Annotated in this window: 19 protein-coding genes; 16 read left to right on the top strand and 3 right to left on the bottom strand. The window is 54.9% G+C overall.

Annotation, left to right across the window (positions count from 1 at the left end; genetic code table 11):
- Both kdpA and kdpF read right to left on the bottom strand, forming a co-directional pair.
- The gene (gene kdpA, locus ACFX4O_RS02420; RefSeq protein WP_380207017.1) at nucleotides 1-1,677 is read right to left on the bottom strand and encodes a potassium-transporting ATPase subunit KdpA; all 1,677 of its coding nucleotides are present in this window, start codon (nucleotides 1,675-1,677) and stop codon (nucleotides 1-3) included.
- Nucleotides 1,677-1,766, bottom strand: coding sequence for a K(+)-transporting ATPase subunit F (kdpF, locus tag ACFX4O_RS02415; protein ID WP_020457044.1), 90 nt, complete (start codon nucleotides 1,764-1,766; stop codon nucleotides 1,677-1,679). The genes kdpA and kdpF overlap by 1 nt, the downstream gene beginning before the upstream one ends.
- Before the next feature lie 412 nt (nucleotides 1,767-2,178).
- Between kdpF and ACFX4O_RS02410 the strand changes: the two genes are divergently transcribed.
- The 8 genes from ACFX4O_RS02410 (at nucleotide 2,179) to nei (ending at nucleotide 8,174) form a co-directional block, all read left to right on the top strand.
- Nucleotides 2,179-2,385 carry a YbfA family protein gene (locus ACFX4O_RS02410; RefSeq protein WP_131406296.1) on the top strand — a complete coding sequence of 69 codons (207 nt, stop codon included), beginning with the start codon at nucleotides 2,179-2,181 and terminating at the stop codon, nucleotides 2,383-2,385.
- Between the two features lie 101 nt (nucleotides 2,386-2,486).
- Nucleotides 2,487-2,684: a hypothetical protein gene (locus ACFX4O_RS02405; RefSeq protein WP_380207014.1), complete on the top strand. Its 198-nt coding sequence runs from the start codon at nucleotides 2,487-2,489 to the stop codon at nucleotides 2,682-2,684.
- 196 nt (nucleotides 2,685-2,880) lie between these two features.
- Nucleotides 2,881-4,293, top strand: coding sequence for a deoxyribodipyrimidine photo-lyase (gene phrB, locus ACFX4O_RS02400; RefSeq protein WP_380207012.1), 1,413 nt, complete (start codon nucleotides 2,881-2,883; stop codon nucleotides 4,291-4,293).
- Between the two features lie 10 nt (nucleotides 4,294-4,303).
- Nucleotides 4,304-5,047 carry a type 2 GTP cyclohydrolase I gene (locus ACFX4O_RS02395; protein ID WP_131406405.1) on the top strand — a complete coding sequence of 248 codons (744 nt, stop codon included), beginning with the start codon at nucleotides 4,304-4,306 and terminating at the stop codon, nucleotides 5,045-5,047.
- Nucleotides 5,048-5,058: 11 nt separating this feature from the next.
- Entirely contained in the window at nucleotides 5,059-5,715 is a 657-nt protein-coding gene (gene pxpB / locus ACFX4O_RS02390) for a 5-oxoprolinase subunit PxpB (RefSeq protein ID WP_131406299.1), read from the top strand.
- The gene (gene pxpC, locus ACFX4O_RS02385; protein ID WP_131406300.1) at nucleotides 5,709-6,641 is read left to right on the top strand and encodes a 5-oxoprolinase subunit PxpC; all 933 of its coding nucleotides are present in this window, start codon (nucleotides 5,709-5,711) and stop codon (nucleotides 6,639-6,641) included. The genes pxpB and pxpC overlap by 7 nt, the downstream gene beginning before the upstream one ends.
- Nucleotides 6,631-7,368 carry a 5-oxoprolinase subunit PxpA gene (pxpA, locus tag ACFX4O_RS02380; RefSeq protein WP_131406301.1) on the top strand — a complete coding sequence of 246 codons (738 nt, stop codon included), beginning with the start codon at nucleotides 6,631-6,633 and terminating at the stop codon, nucleotides 7,366-7,368. Before pxpC ends, pxpA begins: the two co-directional genes overlap by 11 nt.
- A gap of 14 nt (nucleotides 7,369-7,382) precedes the next feature.
- Nucleotides 7,383-8,174: an endonuclease VIII gene (gene nei / locus ACFX4O_RS02375; RefSeq protein ID WP_131406302.1), complete on the top strand. Its 792-nt coding sequence runs from the start codon at nucleotides 7,383-7,385 to the stop codon at nucleotides 8,172-8,174.
- A gap of 46 nt (nucleotides 8,175-8,220) precedes the next feature.
- On the opposite strand, the gene ACFX4O_RS02370 is transcribed toward nei, so the two are convergent.
- Complete coding sequence (locus ACFX4O_RS02370; protein WP_131406303.1) at nucleotides 8,221-9,507, bottom strand: citrate synthase; 1,287 nt, start codon at nucleotides 9,505-9,507, stop codon at nucleotides 8,221-8,223.
- Between the two features lie 636 nt (nucleotides 9,508-10,143).
- Between ACFX4O_RS02370 and sdhC the strand changes: the two genes are divergently transcribed.
- The 8 genes from sdhC to sucD all read left to right on the top strand — a co-directional run bounded on the left by sdhC (nucleotide 10,144) and on the right by sucD (nucleotide 19,952).
- Complete coding sequence (sdhC, locus tag ACFX4O_RS02365; RefSeq protein ID WP_165501862.1) at nucleotides 10,144-10,548, top strand: succinate dehydrogenase cytochrome b556 subunit; 405 nt, start codon at nucleotides 10,144-10,146, stop codon at nucleotides 10,546-10,548.
- Entirely contained in the window at nucleotides 10,542-10,889 is a 348-nt protein-coding gene (gene sdhD / locus ACFX4O_RS02360) for a succinate dehydrogenase membrane anchor subunit (RefSeq protein ID WP_380207007.1), read from the top strand. The genes sdhC and sdhD overlap by 7 nt, the downstream gene beginning before the upstream one ends.
- Complete coding sequence (gene sdhA / locus ACFX4O_RS02355; protein WP_131406305.1) at nucleotides 10,889-12,655, top strand: succinate dehydrogenase flavoprotein subunit; 1,767 nt, start codon at nucleotides 10,889-10,891, stop codon at nucleotides 12,653-12,655. Before sdhD ends, sdhA begins: the two co-directional genes overlap by 1 nt.
- Before the next feature lie 15 nt (nucleotides 12,656-12,670).
- Nucleotides 12,671-13,387, top strand: a complete 717-nt coding sequence (gene sdhB / locus ACFX4O_RS02350; RefSeq protein WP_039054861.1) for a succinate dehydrogenase iron-sulfur subunit SdhB — start codon at nucleotides 12,671-12,673, stop codon at nucleotides 13,385-13,387.
- Nucleotides 13,388-13,764: 377 nt separating this feature from the next.
- Entirely contained in the window at nucleotides 13,765-16,572 is a 2,808-nt protein-coding gene (gene sucA / locus ACFX4O_RS02345; RefSeq protein WP_131406306.1) for a 2-oxoglutarate dehydrogenase E1 component, read from the top strand.
- Nucleotides 16,573-16,586: 14 nt separating this feature from the next.
- Nucleotides 16,587-17,813 carry a 2-oxoglutarate dehydrogenase complex dihydrolipoyllysine-residue succinyltransferase gene (gene odhB, locus ACFX4O_RS02340; RefSeq protein ID WP_380207004.1) on the top strand — a complete coding sequence of 409 codons (1,227 nt, stop codon included), beginning with the start codon at nucleotides 16,587-16,589 and terminating at the stop codon, nucleotides 17,811-17,813.
- A gap of 103 nt (nucleotides 17,814-17,916) precedes the next feature.
- The gene (sucC, locus tag ACFX4O_RS02335; protein ID WP_131406308.1) at nucleotides 17,917-19,083 is read left to right on the top strand and encodes an ADP-forming succinate--CoA ligase subunit beta; all 1,167 of its coding nucleotides are present in this window, start codon (nucleotides 17,917-17,919) and stop codon (nucleotides 19,081-19,083) included.
- A complete protein-coding gene (gene sucD, locus ACFX4O_RS02330) occupies nucleotides 19,083-19,952 on the top strand; it encodes a succinate--CoA ligase subunit alpha (protein ID WP_380207002.1) in 870 nt (289 codons plus the stop codon). Before sucC ends, sucD begins: the two co-directional genes overlap by 1 nt.
- Nucleotides 19,953-20,028: the final 76 nt, after the last annotated feature.

The raw sequence follows: 20,028 nt of genomic DNA, 5'->3' as shown, positions 1-20,028 counted from the left end.
TTAAAATTGCAGGTATTCCGCCACCGGGCCAAGCGCCAGGGCAGGGATAAAGGTTAATGCGCCGACCAGTAACACGGTGCCGATCAGCAGACCGATAAACAGCGCGCCGTGTGTCGGCAGGGTGCCAGAACTGGTTGGTTGAATTTTCTTCGCCACCAGCGAACCGGCAATTGCCATGACCGGCACAATCACACCGAAGCGGCCAAAGAACATGCAAAATGCCAGCAAACAGTTCCAGAACGGAGTGTTGGCGCTTAAACCCGCAAAGGCGCTGCCGTTGTTATTAGCGGCAGATGAGACGGCGTACAGCACTTCGCTAAAGCCGTGAATGCCGGGGTTGAACATGCCGCTGCGTCCTGCGTCGGTCATCATGGCCAGAGCGGTACCAATGAGCACCAGTGCCGGGGTAACAAGGATTGCCAGCGCGGTCATTTTCATTTCGCGAATGTCAATTTTCTTACCGAGGAACTCAGGCGTGCGACCAATCATCAGCCCGGCGATAAACACCGCCAGCAACACAAACAGCAGCATGCCGTACAGACCAGAACCCACGCCGCCGAACACCACTTCGCCAATCTGCATCAGCCACATCGGGATCATGCCGCCCAGCGCAGTAAACGAGTCGTGCATGGCGTTGACCGCGCCGCAAGAGGCCGCAGTGGTGACCACGGCGTACAAGCTGCTTGCCAGAATGCCAAAGCGGCTCTCTTTCCCTTCCATATTGATGGCGCTGTCGCCACCGAGCGTCAGGAAGTGCGGGTTACCCTGTAATTCCGCCCACATCACAATCCCGGCGCAGATGACGAAAATAATCGACATTGCCCACAGCAACATGTGTCCCTGGCGGCGATCGCCGACCGCATCGCCAAAAGCGAAGCACAGCGCCGCCGGGATCAGGAAGATCGCCAACATCTGCACAAAGTTGGTTAAGGCGGTGGGGTTTTCAAACGGATGCGAGGAGTTGGCATTAAAGAAGCCGCCGCCGTTAGTACCGAGCATTTTTATCGCTTCTTGCGACGCAACAGGTCCCATCGGTATCAGATGTTGCACACCTTCCAGTGAGGTGTAGGCCTGATAAGTGGAGAAATTTTGCAGCGCCCCTTGCTGAATAAAAAACAGCGCCAGCAGCAGAGAGATGGGCAACAACAGCCACAGGGTAATGCGCGTGATATCGATCCAGGCGTTACCGAGCGTCTCCATGCTGCGCCGCGAAAAAGCGCGGATCAGCGCAAAGACCACTGCAATCCCGGTCGCGGCAGATAAAAAGTTTTGTACCGTCAGTCCCGCCATCTGGCTGAAATAGCTCAGGGTGCTCTCCCCGGAATACGACTGCCAGTTCGTGTTAGAGATAAAACTAACGGCGGTGTTCAGCGCCAGGTGCCAGGAGAGCCCTGGTAGGTTTTGCGGGTTGAGCGGCAGAATGCCTTGTAGCATCAGCATCGCAAACAGCAGTACGAGACCGAAGATGTTCAGCCATAAAATCGCCAGTAAATAGTGCCGCCAGTTCATTTCACGGGTATCGATACCGAGCCCGCGCCAGAGGAGGTTTTCCACACCGCGCACGCCGGGAAGCGGCTGACCGGCGATCATTTTCGCCAGCAGCGAACCCAGCGGGCGCGCGAGGAGAAACAATACCAGCAGAAAGCTGGCAACCAGAAGAAACGCCTGAGCGGCCATCAGAAAGCCTCCGCGTTGATCAGGGCATAAACCAAATAGCCCAATAACAGGAAAACCAGCACGATGCCGATGACTACGCCTGCACTCACAATTCACCTCCGGGGTGATTTAACGATGTGCAGAAAAAGTAGAATTTTTGGCGCAAAGATTTCGCAAAAATCGGCGGGAGAGATGTAAAAAAAATATAAAAATCGGGCGGACTGAACAGGTGGTGTAGTGCGGATAGATGCAATGCCATCGACCTGGCGGCAATGAACAACGAATAATCCACAATTTAACTGATGGTTAGTATTAATTTAACCGTTTTGTAACTTATTTACCGGCTCGATGTAAATAAAGCTTATATTGACAAAAAATAGTGGTCGGATGAGTAGTAAAATTACAAACAAAACGGTACTATTTTAACCAGATTTCAGCGCCGCCCTGGTTTTACGTTAGTGACTTCCGTGGTGGTGACTTATTTTCCGGTGTTACTTACCGGCCTGACAAAGGGGAGAGAATATGGACACATACAAAGCGTTTCCGGCTCATATTGTGTTGATGCGACGTGTTTTCGCCGTTCTGGCGGGCGTGCTGGCCTTGCCGGTAATGTTGTTCTGGAAAGACCGCGCACGTTTTTATAGCTATCTGCATCGCGTCTGGGCAAAAACCAGCGAAAAACCGGTGTGGATGGATCAAGCAGAGAAAGTGAGTTGCGACTTTTATTAATCGACGACACACAGCAAATCTCATAGCCACCGCAGTTGCGGTGGCTTTTTTTTATCTGCGGCCTTTGACGACACTTACTGCGGAGAGAAAACGGAGCCGTGATGTGCGAGAAAATTCCTGCTGACATCAACGCCGGTTTCTCAGGGAAACCCGTCTGCTTTGTCGGCGGTCATGTATGGTTTGCCTTCGTTACCGAAGCGCTTTCTCCCCGCGCGATATTTGCATCGACCTGCCCGGACATATCCCCGCAGTGCCACCACATCAATCTGCTGATGCCTGTGCAGGGCGGCTTTTGTTAACCGTGTAACGCCCGCCAGCAGCATGCACTTTCCATGCTGATTGATTGTGACCGCCAGAGAGCCCAGCCACTGCTTGCACCGGTGACATAACTCAAACACTATATGGCGTAATTTCCCGAGGCGTCCCTGGCCAGGCAACGCAATTTTGCTCCACGGCCAGAGGCGCGGCGCTTACGTTACGGATAATAGGAGCAGTATGACCACCCATCTGGTCTGGTTTCGCGCGGATCTGCGCGTGCATGACAATCTTGCGCTTGCCGCTGCCTGTAGCAGTGATAACGCGCGCGTAAAAGCGCTCTTTATCGCTACGCCTGCGCAGTGGCAGCAACATCACATGGCACCTCGACAGGCCGCGTTCATCAATGCTCATCTCAACGCCCTTCAGCAGGCGCTGGCGGAAAAGGGCATTCCGTTGATTTATCGGGAAGCGGCAGATTTTACCGACAGCGTGCAAACGGTGGTGGATGTCTGCGAGCGCGAGCAAATCAACCATCTCTTTTACAACTATCAATACGAATTTAACGAACGACAGCGCGACGTCGCAGTCGAAAAAGCGCTGCCGAATGTCGCCTGCCAGGGATTTGACGACAGCGTGATGCTGGCGCCAGGCAGCGTATTGACCGGCAATCATGAGATGTACAAAGTCTTTACGCCCTTTAAAAACGCCTTTCTGCGTCGGCTGAAAGAGGAGCTGCCCCAGTGTGTTGCCGCGCCACGCCCGCGTGAAGGCGTCGATGTTGCACCAGAACCGATTACACTTGATTACCCACAGCAGGATTTTGATGAAAACCTGTTCCCGACCGATGAGAAAAGCGCTATCGCACGGCTTCGTCATTTTTGCCAGCAGCAGGCGGCGGCGTATGATCAGCAGCGCGATTTCCCGGCAATCGAGGGCACCAGCCGCTTGTCGGCGTCTCTGGCGATTGGCGCGCTGTCACCGCGTCAGTGTCTGCATCGTCTGCTGGCGGAACACCCGCAGGCGCTCAACGGCGGGCCGGGCTCGGTGTGGCTGAATGAGCTGATTTGGCGCGAATTTTATCGCCATCTGATGACCTATCATCCGGCGCTCTGTAAGCATCGTCCTTTTATTGCCTGGACCGATAACGTGCAGTGGCAGGAAAACGCAGGGCACCTGCAAGCCTGGCAAAGCGGCAACACGGGTTACCCGATTGTCGATGCGGCGATGCGCCAGTTGAACGCCACCGGCTGGATGCACAACCGCTTACGGATGATAACCGCGAGCTTCCTGGTCAAGGACTTGCTTATCGACTGGCGTCACGGGGAGCGCTATTTTATTTCGCAGTTGATCGATGGCGATCTCGCCGCGAACAATGGCGGCTGGCAGTGGGCGGCCTCGACGGGCACCGATGCGGCTCCCTATTTTCGTATTTTTAACCCGACTACGCAGGGCGAACGCTTTGATGCTGACGGCGCGTTTATTCGCCACTGGCTGCCGGCGCTGAACAATGTGCCGGAAAAATCGGTGCATCAACCCTGGGACTGGGCGGATAAACACGGGGTAAAACTCGATTATCCCCGCCCGATTGTTGACCATAAACAGGCGCGTACCGCCACGCTGGCGGCCTATGAAGCTGCCCGTAAAGCGTAAAGGAGTGATGATGAAAAATACCGAACTGGAAAAACTGATTAACAACAAACTTAACAGTGCGGCGTTCAGTGATTACGGCCCGAACGGGCTACAGGTTGAAGGGCGGGAAACGGTACAGAAAATTATCACCGGCGTGACAGCAAGCCAGGCGCTGCTGGACGAAGCAGTGCGTCAGCAAGCAGACGCGGTAATTGTGCATCACGGTTATTTCTGGAAAAACGAAGCGCCGATTATCCGCGGTATGAAGCGCAACCGCCTAAAAACGTTACTGGCGAACGACATCAATTTGTATGGCTGGCACCTGCCGCTCGACGCGCACCCACAGCTTGGCAATAACGCCCAACTGGCGGCTTTGCTCGGTATTACCGTGATGGGCGAAATCGAAGAGTTGCTGCCGTGGGGCGAATTGTCGATGCCGGTACCGGGGCTGGAACTGGCCTCATGGATTGAAGCGCGCCTTGGTCGCAAGCCGCTGTGGTGCGGCGATACCGGGCCGGAAAAAATCACCCGCATTGCCTGGTGCACCGGCGGTGGGCAGGGCTTTATTGATCAAGCTGCCCGCTTCGGCGTTGACGCGTTTATCACAGGTGAAGTCTCCGAACAGACCATTCACTCCGCGCGTGAACAGGGGCTGCATTTCTACTCTGCGGGTCACCACGCCACTGAGCGTGGCGGTATTCGCGCGCTCAGCGACTGGCTGAATGAAAATACCGATCTTGAGGTCACGTTTATCGATATTCCGAACCCGGCGTAAGGAGAGTGCAAGTGCAGCGAGCACGGTGTTATTTGTTAGGTGAAAGCGCGGTGGTGCTGGAACTGGAGCCGCCGGTGCAACTGGCGACGCAAAAGCGTATATGGGGGCTGACGCAACGGCTGGCGGATGTGCCAGACGTGGTGGAAGCCATTCCTGGCATGAATAACATTACGGTGGTGCTGCGCGATCCTCACTCGCTGGCGCTCGACGCGATTGAGCGTTTACAGCGCTGGTGGGAAGAGAGCGAGGCGCTGGAACCGGTGTCGCGCTCCATCGAGATTCCGGTGTTGTACGGCAAAGCCGTGGGCCCGGATCTGGGATTGGTGGCGGAGCACTGCCGGATGACGGAAAAGCAGATCGTTGAGCTGCATAGTTCCATCGATTACGTGGTGTGGTTTCTTGGCTTCCAACCCGGCTTCCCTTATCTGGGCGGAATGCCGGAAGCGCTCGCTACACCGCGCCGTGCTGAACCACGTGTGCGTGTTCCTGCCGGTTCTGTCGCCATTGGCGGTGCGCAAACTGGCATTTATCCGCTGGAAACGCCCGGTGGCTGGAACCTGATTGGCCGTACCGATCTGGCGTTATTCAACCCGCGCTCGCCGGAACCGGTGTTATTACGTCCGGGCGACACGCTGCGGTTTGTGCCGCGCAAGGAGGGCGTATGCTGAAAATTATTCACGCGGGAATGTATACCACTTTGCAGGGCGGCAAACGCATCGGGTTGCGCCAGTCCGGCGTCAGCTACTGCGGCGCGCTGGATGAACCCGCGTTGCAGATTGCTAATGCGCTGGTGGGGAACGCGCCTGGGGCGGCGGCGCTGGAAATCACGTTTGGTCAGTGCGAAGTGGTGTTTGGTCGCGATGCCTGGTTTGCGCTTACTGGCGCAGGTTGTGAAGCGAAGCTTGACGGCAAAGCGGTGTGGACGGGCTGGCGGTTTGCGGCAAAAGCCGGGCAGCGGTTGGTGCTGAAAAGGCCGCTGCACGGTGTGCGCAGCTATCTTGCGGTCGCTGGTAGCTTTGCCGTGCCAGCGGTAATGGGCTCGGTCAGCACCGATCTCAAAACCACTATCGGCGGGCTGGAAGGGCGATTATTGCGCGATGGCGATGTGTTGCCACTGGGCGAACCTGTCCGCCATTTTCAGACGCAACAAGGGGTAAAACAGTTGCTGTGGGGCAACCGCATTCGCGCCTTGCCGGGGCCGGAATATCACGAATTCGATAGCGCCTCGCAGGAGGCGTTCTGGCGTTTGCCGTGGCAGATAAGCCCGCAGAGTAACCGCATGGGTTACCGTTTACAGGGCCAGCCGCTGGTGCGTACCACTTCGCGTGAACTGCTGTCTCACGGCTTGTTGCCGGGCGTCGTACAAGTTCCCTCCAATGGGCAACCGATTGTGCTGATGAATGATGCCCAGACCACCGGCGGCTACCCGCGGATAGCCTGCATTATCGAGGCAGATATGTACCATCTGGCGCAAATCCCGCTGGGGCAACCGATACACTTTGTTAAGTGCTCGCTGGATGAGGCGCTGAAGGCGCGACGTGAGCAGCGTATCTACCTCGATCAACTGGCATGGCGTTTGCACAATGAAGATTGATTTAAATGCCGATCTCGGCGAAGGCTGCGGCAACGATGCTGCGTTACTCCAGCTTGTTTCTTCCGCCAATATCGCCTGCGGGTTTCACGCAGGCGATGCGCAAACCATGCTGACTTGTGTGCGCGAAGCGCTACGCAATGGCGTGGCAGTGGGGGCACATCCTTCTTTCCCGGATCGGGAAAACTTTGGCCGCACGGCGATGCATCTGCCGCCCGATATCGTCTATGCCCAAACGCTGTATCAAATTGGCGCCCTGGCGGCGCTGGTGTGTGCAGAAGGCGGCAAACTGCACCACGTTAAACCGCACGGTATGCTTTATAACCAGGCGGCGGATGACGTGGCGCTGGCGGACGCCATTGCCGGAGCGGTTTACGACGTTGATCCTGAATTGATACTGGTTGGCCTGGCGGGCAGCGAGTTAATTCGTGCTGGAGAGCGTTATGGTTTGCGCACGCGTCAGGAGGTATTTGCCGATCGCGGTTACCTCCGCGATGGTCGGCTGGTGCCACGTAGTGCGCCAGGCGCACTGATTGACGATGATAATCTGGCGCTGGCGCAAACGCTGGATATGGTGCTTGAAGGGCGGGTGAGAAGTATCACGGGTGAGTTTGTCGATGTGCAGGCGCAAACGGTCTGCCTGCATGGCGATGGCGAACATGCGCTGCTGTTTGCCCGCCGCTTACTCAGTGCCTTTGCCCAACGTGGCGTGATGATTACCGCCGACTAACACAAGGAGTTTTTATGCCAGAAGGACCGGAGATCCGCCGGGCAGCAGATACGCTTGAAGCCGCGATTAAAGGTAAGCCATTAACGGATGTCTGGTTTGGCATGCCGCCCCTAAGCGGTTTTGCCGCAGATCTTGTGGGGCAGCGCGTTGAGAACATTGAAACGCGGGGAAAAGCGCTCCTGACCCATTTTTCCGGCGGGCTGACACTTTACAGCCACAACCAGCTTTACGGTGTCTGGCGGGTGGTTGATGCGGGCGAGATCCCACAAACCAATCGTGTGCTGCGCGTGCGGCTGCAAGCGATGGATAAAGCGATTTTGTTGTACAGCGCTTCGGATATCGCGCTGCTCACGCCTGAGCAACTGGCGCAACATCCGTTTTTGCAGCGTGTTGGACCGGATGTACTGGATATGACGCTGACGGCGGCGCAGGTGAAAGCGCGGTTATTATCCCCCCGTTTTCGCCGTCGCCAGTTTTCGGGGTTATTGCTCGATCAGGCCTTTCTCGCCGGGCTCGGTAACTACCTGCGTGTCGAGATCCTCTGGCAAAGCGCGTTGGCGCCACAGCATAACGCCTCGGGGCTTAGCGAAGCACAACTGGATGTATTGTCGCAGGCGCTGCTTGATATTCCCCGTTTGTCATATCAGACACGCGGTGTGGTGGATGAGAAGAAACACCACGGTGCGCTGTTTCGCTTTAAGGTGTTTCATCGGGCAGGGGAACCTTGCGAGCGCTGCGGTGGAATAATTGAGAAAACGACGATGTCGTCCCGTCCGTTTTACTGGTGCCCGGCTTGCCAGCGTTAAAATAAAAAACGCGCCAGAAGGCGCGTTTTTTTATGCGGGTTGGCTATCAATCTTTTTTCAGATCGGAGCTGAACTCGCGTTTTTCGTAACCGGTGTACAACTGGCGCGGACGGGCAATTTTGATGCCGTCGTCGTGCATTTCGTTCCAGTGCGCAATCCAGCCCACGGTACGCGCCATCGCGAAGATAACGGTAAACATGGACGACGGAATGCCCATCGCTTTCAGGATGATACCGGAGTAGAAATCGACGTTCGGGTAGAGCTTACGTTCGATAAAGTACGGGTCGTGGAGCGCAATGTGCTCAAGCTCCATCGCCACTTCCAGCAGGTCATCTTTGGTGCCCAGTTCACGCAGCACTTCGTGGCAGGTTTCACGCATCACGGTTGCGCGAGGGTCATAGTTCTTGTAGACACGGTGACCGAAGCCCATCAGACGGAACGAATCATTTTTGTCTTTGGCGCGGCGCATGAATTCCGGAATGTGTTTCACGGTGCTGATCTCTTCCAGCATCTTCAGCGCAGCTTCGTTAGCGCCGCCGTGTGCCGGTCCCCACAGTGAAGCGATACCTGCGGCGATACAGGCGAACGGGTTCGCGCCAGAAGAGCCCGCAGTACGCACGGTAGAGGTTGAGGCGTTTTGTTCATGGTCAGCATGCAGGATCAGAATGCGATCCATCGCGCGTTCCAACACCGGGTTTACTTCATACGGTTCACACGGCGTGGAGAACATCATATGCAGGAAGTTACCGGCGTAGGAGAGGTCGTTGCGCGGGTAGACGAACGGCTGGCCAATAGAATATTTGTAACACATCGCCGCGACGGTCGGCATTTTCGACAGCAGGCGGAACGCGGCAATCTCACGGTGACGTGGATTGTTGACGTCCAGGGAATCATGGTAGAACGCCGCCAGCGCGCCAGTTACGCCGCACAGCACCGCCATCGGGTGCGAGTCGCGACGGAAACCGTGGAACAGACGAGTGATCTGCTCATGGATCATGGTGTGGCGTGTGACAGTCAGTTTGAACTCGTCAAACTGCGCCTGCGTCGGCTTTTCGCCGTACAGCAGAATGTAGCAGACTTCCAGAAAGTTGGATTCAGTCGCCAGTTGGTCGATAGGGAAACCACGGTGCAGCAGAATACCTTCGTCACCGTCGATAAAGGTGATTTTCGATTCGCATGATGCGGTAGAGGTAAAACCTGGGTCAAAAGTGAATACCCCTTTTGAACCGAGACTACGGATATCAATAACATCCTGACCGAGCGTGCCTTTTAGCACATCCAGTTCAATAGCAGCGTCACCATTGTAGGTGATGGTTGCTTTCTTATCAGCCATTTACGGTCTCCTTAGCGCCTTATTGCTTAAGACCGCCAGTCACCGGATTTGCATTCAACTGTCCGTCAACGTTACCAGTTTGTTATTTAGCTCGCAGCTCTGTTGAGAGGAGGTACCAGGGTACAGAGCGATGGGCGCGTGCAAGTACACATTGAAAACACAGTGAAAAAACAGCAAATCAGCGTCTTAGCAGTCCGAATTTATCAAACCTGTATATCACTAATAACTGTCCTGATTACATCGGTCAATACCATCACACTGTTACATAACTTATTCTCAGGTGAAAGCAAGACCCCATAACTTTTGCGAATTATAAGCCCTTTCTGGCGTTGTTTGTAACAAGAATGTTTAACTTTTGTCAAATCAGATGATTAAAATTTAAAAGAATGTTGTTATCGTGATGGGGGTCACTGTTCTGCATAAAACCCGACAAACTATATGTAGGTTAATTGTAATGATTTTGTGAACGACCTATACTGCCGCCAGGTCTCCGGAATACCCTGCAATCCCGAGCCACCCAGCGTTGTAACCTGTCGTTTAGCATCTGGAAGCTAATTTTTTGCATGACGAGCAGTTATAGAAAAGGACGCTGTCTGACCCGCACGCAGACCGGAGGAAGGAAACTATAAGAATAGCATGTGGGCGTTATTCATGATAAAAAATGTGAAAAAACAAAGACCTGTCAATCTGGATCTGACAACAATTCGGTTTCCTGTTACGGCTATAGCTTCCATTCTCCACCGTGCTTCCGGCGTCATTACTTTCGTGGCGGTTGGCATTCTGCTGTGGTTATTGGGCCTGTCGCTGTCATCTGAAGAGGGCTTCCTGACCGCCTCTGCCATCATGAACAGCTTTTTCGTTAAATTCATTCTCTGGGGCATCCTGACGGCGTTGGCTTATCACGCTGTGGGCGGCATTCGCCATATGTTAATGGATTTTGGCTGGCTGGAAGAAACCTTCGAAGCAGGAAAGCGTTCCGCTAATCTCTCTTTTGTAATTACTGTCGTGCTTTCAATTCTCGCAGGAGTCCTCGTATGGTAAGCAACGCCTCCGCATTAGGACGCAACGGCGTACATGATTTTATTCTTGTCCGTGCTACTGCCATCGTCCTGACGTTATACATCATCTATATGGTCGGTTTTTTTGCCACGCATGGCGACCTGACCTGGGTGGTATGGACTGACTTTTTCTCCTCTGCTTTCACGAAAGTCTTCACGCTGCTGGCCCTGTTTTCGATTCTGATCCATGCCTGGATTGGCATGTGGCAGGTGTTGACCGACTACGTTAAACCGCTGGCTGTGCGCCTGACTCTGCAATTGGCTATCGTCATTGCACTGGCGGTTTACGTAATTTATGGATTCGTTGTGGTGTGGGGTGTGTAATGAAACTGCCAGTCAGAGAATTTGATGCTGTTGTTATTGGTGCCGGTGGCGCAGGTATGCGCGCGGCGCTGCAAATTTCCCAGAGCGGGCAAACCTGTGCGCTGCTCTCTAAAGTCTTTCCAACCCGTTCTCACACCGTATCTGCGCAGGGCGGCATTACCGTTGCGCTGGGTAATACCCATGAAGATAACTGGGAATGGCACATGTATGACACGGTAAAAGGTTCCGATTACATCGGTGACCAGGATGCCATTGAATATATGTGTAAAACCGGCCCGGAAGCGATTCTTGAGCTGGAACATATGGGCCTGCCATTCTCCCGTCTGGATGATGGTCGTATCTATCAACGCCCGTTTGGCGGTCAGTCGAAAAACTTCGGCGGCGAGCAGGCGGCGCGCACGGCAGCAGCAGCGGACCGTACCGGTCATGCGCTGTTGCACACCCTTTATCAGCAAAACCTGAAAAACCACACGACGATTTTTTCCGAGTGGTATGCACTGGATCTGGTGAAAAACCAGGATGGCGCGGTGGTTGGTTGTACCGCACTGTGTATTGAAACCGGTGAAGTGGTCTACTTCAAAGCGCGTGCAACCGTGCTGGCGACCGGCGGCGCAGGCCGTATTTACCAATCCACTACCAACGCGCATATCAATACCGGCGACGGCGTAGGCATGGCGCTGCGCGCAGGCGTGCCGGTGCAGGATATGGAAATGTGGCAGTTCCACCCGACCGGTATTGCGGGTGCGGGTGTGCTGGTAACTGAAGGTTGCCGTGGTGAAGGTGGTTATCTGCTGAACAAACATGGCGAGCGCTTTATGGAGCGTTATGCGCCTAACGCCAAAGACCTGGCGGGTCGTGATGTGGTGGCGCGTTCCATCATGATCGAAATCCGTGAAGGTCGCGGCTGCGACGGCCCATGGGGTCCGCACGCTAAACTGAAACTCGATCATCTGGGCAAAGAGGTGCTGGAATCGCGCCTGCCGGGGATCCTTGAACTGTCGCGCACCTTCGCGCACGTCGATCCGGTTAAAGAGCCGATCCCGGTCATCCCGACTTGCCACTATATGATGGGCGGTATTCCGACCAAAGTAACTGGCCAGGCGCTGACGGTGAACGAGAAGGGCGAAGATGTCGTCATTCCGGGGCTGTTCGCGGTAGGTGAAATTGCCTGCGTATCGGTACACGGCGCTAACCGTCTGGGCGGCAACTCACTGCTGGATCTGGTGGTGTTTGGCCGTGCAGCGGGTCTGCATTTACAAGAATCAATCGCCGAGCAGGGCGCACTGCGCGATGCCAGCGAGTCTGATGTTGACGCGTCACTTGAGCGTCTCAACCGCTGGAACAACAACCGCAACGGCGAAGATCCGGTCACTATTCGCAAAGCGCTGCAAGAGTGTATGCAGCATAACTTCTCGGTCTTCCGTGAAGGCGATGCGATGGCGAAAGGGCTTGAGCAACTGAAAGTGATTCGCGAGCGTCTTAAAAACGCCCGTTTGGACGATACGTCCACCGAGTTTAACACCCAGCGCGTTGAGTGCCTGGAGTTGGATAACCTGATGGAAACCGCGTATGCAACGGCGGTCTCCGCAAACTTCCGTACTGAGAGCCGTGGCGCGCATAGCCGCTTCGACTATCCGGATCGTGACGACGCAAACTGGCTGTGCCATTCCCTGTATCTGCCAGAAACGGAGTCCATGACGCGTCGTAGCGTCAATATGGAACCGAAACTGCGTCCGGCATTCCCGCCGAAGATTCGTACTTATTAATGCGGAGACAGGATTATGAAACTCGAATTTTCGATTTATCGCTATAACCCGGATGTTGATGACGCGCCGCGCATGCAGGATTACACGCTTGAAGGTGAAGAAGGGCGTGACATGATGCTGCTGGATGCGTTAATGCAACTGAAAGAAAAGGATCCTACGCTGTCGTTCCGCCGCTCCTGCCGTGAAGGGGTATGCGGTTCTGATGGTTTGAACATGAACGGCAAGAATGGCCTGGCGTGTATCACTCCGATTTCTGCACTGGGTAATGGCAAACAGAAGATTGTGATTCGTCCTCTGCCTGGCCTGCCGGTGATCCGCGATTTGGTGGTGGACATGGGACAATTCTATGCCCAATATGAGAAGATTAAGCCTTACTTATTGAATAATGGGCAAAATCCTCCAGCAAGAGAACATTTGCAGGCACCCGAGCAGCGTGAAAAACTCGACGGTTTGTATGAATGTATTCTCTGCGCCTGCTGCTCGACATCTTGCCCGTCGTTCTGGTGGAACCCGGACAAATTTATCGGCCCGGCTGGCCTGCTTGCGGCGTACCGTTTCCTGATCGACAGCCGCGATACGGAAACCGATAACCGCCTGGAAGGTTTAAGCGATGCTTTCAGCGTATTCCGCTGCCACAGCATTATGAACTGCGTCAGTGTATGCCCGAAAGGGCTGAACCCGACGCGCGCCATCGGTCATATTAAGTCGATGTTGTTGCAACGAAGCGCATAAATGTCAGTGCCGGATGGCGCTGACGCGTATCCGGCCTACATTAATAGTGATGTTTTTTTTTGCCCGGTAGCGTTAGCGCCGCCGGGTAACAAGGAAGCAGGAAACCTTTAAAAACCGCCACAGTAGACATAATCGAGATGTCTGGTGCGAGACAAGGCGGCAACTGAGCGCATCCCGGGGAGCATAGTTAACTATGTGACTCGGGTAAGCAAAGGCAGCCAACGCAGTCGCAGCCCGGACAGCGAAGATTAGGCAGTTTTTAAAGGTTCCTTCGCGGGCCACCAAGAGCCCGCAAGTGAACCCTGGGACGTGCGCTAACGGGTGTACGTCGTAGTTATCCACGGCGAAGTAAGCATAACAATGCTTAAGGGATCACGATGCAGAACGGCGCAATGAAAGCCTGGCTGGACTCTTCTTACCTCTCTGGGTCTAACCAGAGTTGGATAGAACAGCTCTATGAAGACTTCTTAACCGATCCTGACTCGGTAGATGCAAACTGGCGTTCTATGTTCCAGCAGTTACCGGGCACCGGAGTCAAACCGGATCAGTTCCACTCCAAAACACGTGATTATTTCCGTCAGCTGGCGAAAGATGCTTCACGTTACTCTTCCTCTATTTCCGACCCCGACACCAATGTGAAGCAGGTTAAAGTCCTGCAACTTATCAACGCATACCGTTTTCGTGGCCACCAACATGCGAACCTCGATCCGCTGGGATTGTGGCAACAAGAAAGGGTTGCCGATCTCGATCCGGCTTATCACGATCTGACGGAAGCGGATTTCCAGAACAGCTATAACGTGGGTTCTTTTGCGATTGGCAAAGACACCATGCCGCTGGGCGAATTGATTAACGCACTGAAAGAGACCTATTGCGGTTCGATCGGTGCGGAATATATGCATATCACCAGCACTGAAGAGAAACGCTGGATCCAGCAACGTATTGAGTCCGCAACCGGCAAATCCAGCTTTAGCAGCGAAGAGAAAAAACGCTTCCTGGCTGAACTGACGGCTGCTGAAGGTCTTGAACGTTATCTGGGCGCGAAATTCCCCGGTGCGAAACGCTTCTCGCTGGAAGGCGGCGATGCGCTGGTGCCGATGCTCAAAGAGATGATCCGTCATGCTGGCAAGAGCGGCACTCGTGAAGTAGTGCTGGGTATGGCGCACCGCGGACGTCTGAACGTGCTGGTTAACGTGCTGGGTAAACAGCCGCAGGATCTGTTTGACGAATTTGCCGGTAAACATAAAGAGCATCTGGGCACCGGTGACGTGAAATACCATATGGGCTTCTCATCCGACGTTGAAACGGAAGGCGGCCTGGTACACCTGGCGCTGGCGTTCAACCCGTCACACCTTGAGATTGTCAGCCCGGTGGTTATCGGTTCCGTTCGTGCGCGTCTTGACCGCCTTGACGAACCGAGCAGCAATAAAGTGCTGCCAATTACCATTCACGGCGACGCGGCTGTTGCTGGCCAGGGCGTGGTGCAGGAAACCCTGAACATGTCCAAAGCACGCGGCTACGAAGTCGGTGGCACGGTGCGTATTGTCATTAACAACCAGGTGGGCTTTACCACGTCGAACCCGCTGGATGCGCGCTCTACGCCATACTGTACCGATATCGGTAAAATGGTGCAGGCACCGATTTTCCACGTCAATGCGGACGATCCGGAAGCGGTGGCGTTCGTCACTCGCCTGGCGCTCGACTTCCGTAATAACTTCAAACGCGATGTCTTTATCGACCTGGTGTGCTATCGCCGTCACGGCCATAACGAAGCCGACGAGCCGAGCGCAACCCAGCCGCTGATGTACCAGAAAATCAAAAAACACCCGACGCCGCGCAAAATCTACGCCGATCGTCTGGAGCAGGACAAAACCATTACGCTGGAAGATGCTACCGAAATGGTTAACCTGTACCGCGATGCGCTGGATGCGGGGGAATGTGTGGTCGCCGAATGGCGTCCAATGAATATGCACTCCTTTACCTGGTCGCCGTACCTCAACCACGAATGGGATGAGAGCTACCCGAACAAGGTGGAGATGAAGCGTTTGCAGGAGCTGGCAAAACGCATCAGTACGGTGCCGGAAGCCATTGAAATGCAGTCCCGCGTGGCGAAAATTTACGGCGACCGCCAGTTGATGGCGAACGGCGAGAAGTTGTTCGACTGGGGCGGCGCAGAAACACTGGCATATGCCACGCTGGTTGATGAAGGGATCCCGGTGCGTTTGTCCGGTGAAGACTCCGGTCGCGGCACCTTCTTCCATCGCCACGCGGTGATCCACAACCAGGCGAACGGTTCCACTTATACGCCACTGAGCCATGTGCATAATTCACAGGGGCCGTTCCGCGTGTGGGATTCGGTGCTCTCTGAAGAAGCGGTGTTGGCGTTTGAATATGGTTACGCTACCGCAGAACCGCGCACCCTGACCATCTGGGAAGCGCAGTTCGGTGATTTCGCCAACGGCGCACAAGTGGTTATCGACCAGTTCATCAGCTCCGGTGAGCAGAAATGGGGCCGTATGTGTGGCCTGGTGATGCTGCTGCCGCACGGTTATGAAGGGCAAGGCCCGGAACACTCTTCAGCACGTCTGGAGCGTTATCTGCAACTGTGCGCAGAACAAAATATGCAGGTGTGCGTACCGTCCACTCCAGCGCAGGTTTACCACATGCTGCGTCGCCAGGCGCTGCGCGGTATGCGTCGCCCGCTGATCGTGATGTCGCCGAAGTCGCTGCTGCGTCATCCGCAGGCGGTTTCTACGCTGGATGAGCTGGCGAACGGCACCTTTATGCCGGCGATTGGCGAAGTGGATGATCTTGATCCGCAAGGCGTTAAGCGTGTGATCCTTTGCTCTGGTAAGGTCTATTATGATCTGCTGGAACAGCGTCGTAAAAACGACCAGAAGGATGTCGCGATTGTGCGTATCGAGCAGCTTTACCCGTTCCCGCACCAGTCGGTGCAGGAAGCGCTGAAACCTTACACTCACGTACATGATTTTGTCTGGTGCCAGGAAGAACCGCTGAACCAGGGCGCCTGGTACTGCAGCCAGCATCACTTCCGTGATGTGATTCCGTTTGGGGCCGCTCTGCGTTATGCAGGTCGCCCGGCCTCCGCCTCTCCGGCGGTGGGATACCTGTCCGTTCACCAGAAACAGCAACAAGATCTGGTAAATGACGCGCTGAACGTCGATTAATTAAAGGATAAATAATGAGTAGTGTAGATATTCTTGTTCCCGATCTGCCCGAGTCCGTTGCTGACGCGACCGTTGCGACCTGGCACAAAAAACCAGGCGATAGCGTACGACGCGACGAAGTGTTGGTCGAAATCGAAACTGACAAAGTGGTACTGGAAGTACCGGCGTCGGCAGACGGTATTCTGGACGCGGTGCTGGAAGATGAAGGCACTACTGTGACTTCCCGTCAGATCCTGGGTCGCCTGAAAGAAGGCAACAGCTCCGGTAAAGAGAGCAGCGCCAAATCTGAAGAGAAAGAGTCCACACCAGCGCAGCGCCAGCAGGCCTCGCTGGAAGAGCAAAACAATGACGCACTGAGTCCGGCGATCCGTCGCCTGCTGGCTGAGCACAACCTCGAAGCCAGCGCTATCAAAGGCACGGGCGTGGGTGGCCGTATTACGCGCGAAGATGTTGAGAAACATCTGGCGAAAGCGCCAGCGAAAGAAGAAAAACCGGCTACCGCTCCGGTGAGCAGCCCGGCGGCGCCGGCGCCGGTGGCTGGGCGTACAGAAAAACGTGTGCCGATGACTCGTCTGCGCAAACGCGTTGCTGAACGTCTGTTGGAAGCGAAAAACTCCACCGCCATGCTGACGACGTTCAACGAAGTCAACATGAAGCCGATTATGGATCTGCGTAAGCAGTACGGTGACGCGTTTGAAAAACGTCACGGTATCCGCCTTGGCTTTATGTCTTTCTACGTGAAAGCGGTAGTTGAAGCGCTGAAACGCTACCCGGAAGTGAACGCGTCCATCGATGGCGATGACGTGGTTTACCACAACTATTTTGATGTCAGCATGGCGGTGTCCACACCGCGTGGTCTGGTAACACCGGTGCTGCGCGATGTCGATACGCTCGGAATGGCCGACATCGAGAAAAAAATCAAAGAGTTAGCCGTGAAAGGCCGTGACGGTAAGCTGACTGTTGAGGACCTGACAGGCGGTAACTTCACCATCACCAACGGTGGTGTGTTCGGTTCGCTGATGTCGACGCCGATCATCAACCCGCCGCAGAGCGCGATCCTTGGCATGCACGCCATTAAAGATCGCCCGATGGCGGTTGATGGCAAGGTCGAGATCCTGCCGATGATGTACCTGGCGCTCTCTTACGATCACCGTCTGATTGACGGTCGCGAATCTGTTGGTTTCCTGGTGGCCATTAAAGAGCTGCTGGAAGACCCGACTCGCTTGCTGCTGGACGTCTAGTGTCCTTAGCCCGGCGACGTCCGTTGCCGGGCCACTATAACGAACACCTGCTTTGTAGGCCGTCATCCGGCGTGACAAATTAAATGAAGGATGGATAGAACACATGAACTTACACGAGTATCAGGCGAAACAACTGTTTGCCCGGTCAGGTCTGCCGACTCCGGTTGGTTACGCCTGTACTACCCCGCGTGAAGCAGAAGAAGCGGCATCCAAAATCGGTGCAGGCCCGTGGGTCGTAAAATGCCAGGTCCATGCAGGCGGCCGTGGTAAAGCGGGCGGCGTTAAGGTCGTCAACAGCAAAGAAGATATTCGCGCCTTCGCGGAAAACTGGCTGGGCAAACGCCTGGTGACTTACCAAACAGACGCGAACGGCCAGCCGGTAAACCAGATTCTGGTTGAAGCGGCAACCGATATCGACAAAGAGCTGTATCTGGGCGCGGTGGTTGATCGTAGTTCTCGCCGTGTCGTGTTCATGGCCTCCACCGAAGGTGGCGTGGAAATTGAGAAAGTGGCGGAAGAGACCCCGCACCTGATCCACAAAACCGCTATCGACCCGCTGACCGGCCCAATGCCGTATCAGGGGCGCGATCTGGCGTTCAAACTGGGTCTGGAAGGCAAACAGGTTCAGCAGTTCACCAAGATTTTCATGGGACTGGCGACCATTTTCCTTGAACGTGACCTGGCGCTGATTGAAATCAACCCGCTGGTTATCACCAGGCAGGGCGACCTGATCTGCCTCGATGGCAAACTGGGCGCTGACGGCAACGCACTGTTCCGCCAGCCGGAACTGCGCGAAATGCGTGACCAATCGCAGGAAGATCCGCGCGAAGCGCAGGCGGCACATTGGGAGCTGAACTACGTTGCGCTGGACGGCAACATCGGTTGTATGGTCAACGGTGCAGGTCTGGCGATGGGCACCATGGACATCGTGAAACTGCACGGCGGTGAACCGGCAAACTTCCTGGATGTGGGCGGCGGTGCGACCAAAGAGCGCGTGACCGAAGCGTTCAAAATTATCCTTTCCGATGAGAACGTGAAAGCGGTGCTGGTTAACATCTTCGGCGGTATCGTTCGTTGCGACCTGATCGCTGACGGTATCATCGGCGCGGTAGAAGAAGTGGGTGTTAACGTACCGGTGGTTGTACGCCTGGAAGGTAACAATGCTGAACTGGGCGCGAAACGCCTGGCGGACAGCGGCCTGAATATTATTGCAGCGAAAAGTCTGACGGATGCAGCACAGCAGGTTGTTGCCGCAGTGGAGGGGAAATAATGTCTGTTTTGATTGATAAGAACACCAAAGTTATCTGCCAGGGTTTCACCGGAAGCCAGGGAACTTTCCACTCCGAGCAGGCGATTGCCTATGGTACGCAAATGGTTGGCGGTGTTACGCCGGGCAAAGGCGGCACCACGCACCTCGGTCTGCCGGTGTTTAACACCGTGCGCGAAGCGGTTGAAGCGACCGGTGCGACAGCAAGCGTTATCTATGTTCCGGCACCGTTCTGCAAAGACTCGATTCTCGAAGCCATTGATGCGGGCATTAAGCTGATTATCACTATCACTGAAGGTATTCCGACACTGGATATGCTGACGGTGAAAGTGAAGCTGGACGAAGCTGGCGTGCGCATGATTGGCCCGAACTGCCCGGGTGTTATCACCCCAGGCGAGTGCAAAATCGGTATCATGCCTGGCCATATTCACCAGCCTGGCAAAGTCGGTATTGTTTCCCGTTCCGGTACGTTGACCTATGAAGCAGTTAAACAGACCACCGATTACGGTTTCGGTCAGTCCACCTGCGTAGGCATCGGCGGTGACCCGATCCCGGGTTCAAACTTTATCGATATCCTGAAACTGTTCCAGGAAGATCCGCAGACTGAAGCGATTGTGATGATCGGTGAGATCGGCGGCAGCGCGGAAGAAGAAGCGGCGGCGTATATCAAAGAAAACGTGACCAAACCGGTGGTGGGTTATATCGCGGGCGTGACCGCGCCAAAAGGCAAACGTATGGGCCATGCGGGCGCCATCATTGCCGGTGGTAAAGGCACTGCGGATGAGAAATTCGCCGCACTGGAAGCGGCAGGCGTGAAAACCGTGCGCAGCCTGGCCGACATTGGCGAAGCGCTGAAATCTGTTATCAAATAAAACCTCATTGCTCCTCCATGTAGGGGAGCAAGTATCCTTTCGACATGGTTGGCCGCTCCCGTAGCGGCCTTTTTTA

This window comes from Kosakonia sp. YIM B13571, assembly GCF_042788095.1.
GTDB classification, from domain to species: Bacteria; Pseudomonadota; Gammaproteobacteria; order Enterobacterales; family Enterobacteriaceae; genus Kosakonia; species Kosakonia quasisacchari.
This window is presented reverse-complemented; position numbering and strand designations above follow the sequence as displayed.

Bases quoted from the DNA above. Each gene is read 5' to 3' on its own strand.
- sdhD (WP_380207007.1), top strand. From the start codon at position 10,542: ATGGTAAGCAACGCCTCCGCATTAGGACGCAACGGCGTACATGATTTT.
- sucA (WP_131406306.1), top strand. From the start codon at position 13,765: ATGCAGAACGGCGCAATGAAAGCCTGGCTGGACTCTTCTTACCTCTCT.
- kdpA (WP_380207017.1), bottom strand. From the start codon at position 1,677: ATGGCCGCTCAGGCGTTTCTTCTGGTTGCCAGCTTTCTGCTGGTATTG.
- pxpC (WP_131406300.1), top strand. From the start codon at position 5,709: ATGCTGAAAATTATTCACGCGGGAATGTATACCACTTTGCAGGGCGGC.
- nei (WP_131406302.1), top strand. From the start codon at position 7,383: ATGCCAGAAGGACCGGAGATCCGCCGGGCAGCAGATACGCTTGAAGCC.
- sdhB (WP_039054861.1), top strand. From the start codon at position 12,671: ATGAAACTCGAATTTTCGATTTATCGCTATAACCCGGATGTTGATGAC.
- ACFX4O_RS02395 (WP_131406405.1), top strand. From the start codon at position 4,304: ATGAAAAATACCGAACTGGAAAAACTGATTAACAACAAACTTAACAGT.
- ACFX4O_RS02370 (WP_131406303.1), bottom strand. From the start codon at position 9,507: ATGGCTGATAAGAAAGCAACCATCACCTACAATGGTGACGCTGCTATT.
- phrB (WP_380207012.1), top strand. From the start codon at position 2,881: ATGACCACCCATCTGGTCTGGTTTCGCGCGGATCTGCGCGTGCATGAC.
- sucC (WP_131406308.1), top strand. From the start codon at position 17,917: ATGAACTTACACGAGTATCAGGCGAAACAACTGTTTGCCCGGTCAGGT.
- sucD (WP_380207002.1), top strand. From the start codon at position 19,083: ATGTCTGTTTTGATTGATAAGAACACCAAAGTTATCTGCCAGGGTTTC.
- ACFX4O_RS02405 (WP_380207014.1), top strand. From the start codon at position 2,487: ATGTGCGAGAAAATTCCTGCTGACATCAACGCCGGTTTCTCAGGGAAA.
- ACFX4O_RS02410 (WP_131406296.1), top strand. From the start codon at position 2,179: ATGGACACATACAAAGCGTTTCCGGCTCATATTGTGTTGATGCGACGT.
- sdhA (WP_131406305.1), top strand. From the start codon at position 10,889: ATGAAACTGCCAGTCAGAGAATTTGATGCTGTTGTTATTGGTGCCGGT.
- pxpA (WP_131406301.1), top strand. From the start codon at position 6,631: ATGAAGATTGATTTAAATGCCGATCTCGGCGAAGGCTGCGGCAACGAT.
- odhB (WP_380207004.1), top strand. From the start codon at position 16,587: ATGAGTAGTGTAGATATTCTTGTTCCCGATCTGCCCGAGTCCGTTGCT.
- sdhC (WP_165501862.1), top strand. From the start codon at position 10,144: ATGTGGGCGTTATTCATGATAAAAAATGTGAAAAAACAAAGACCTGTC.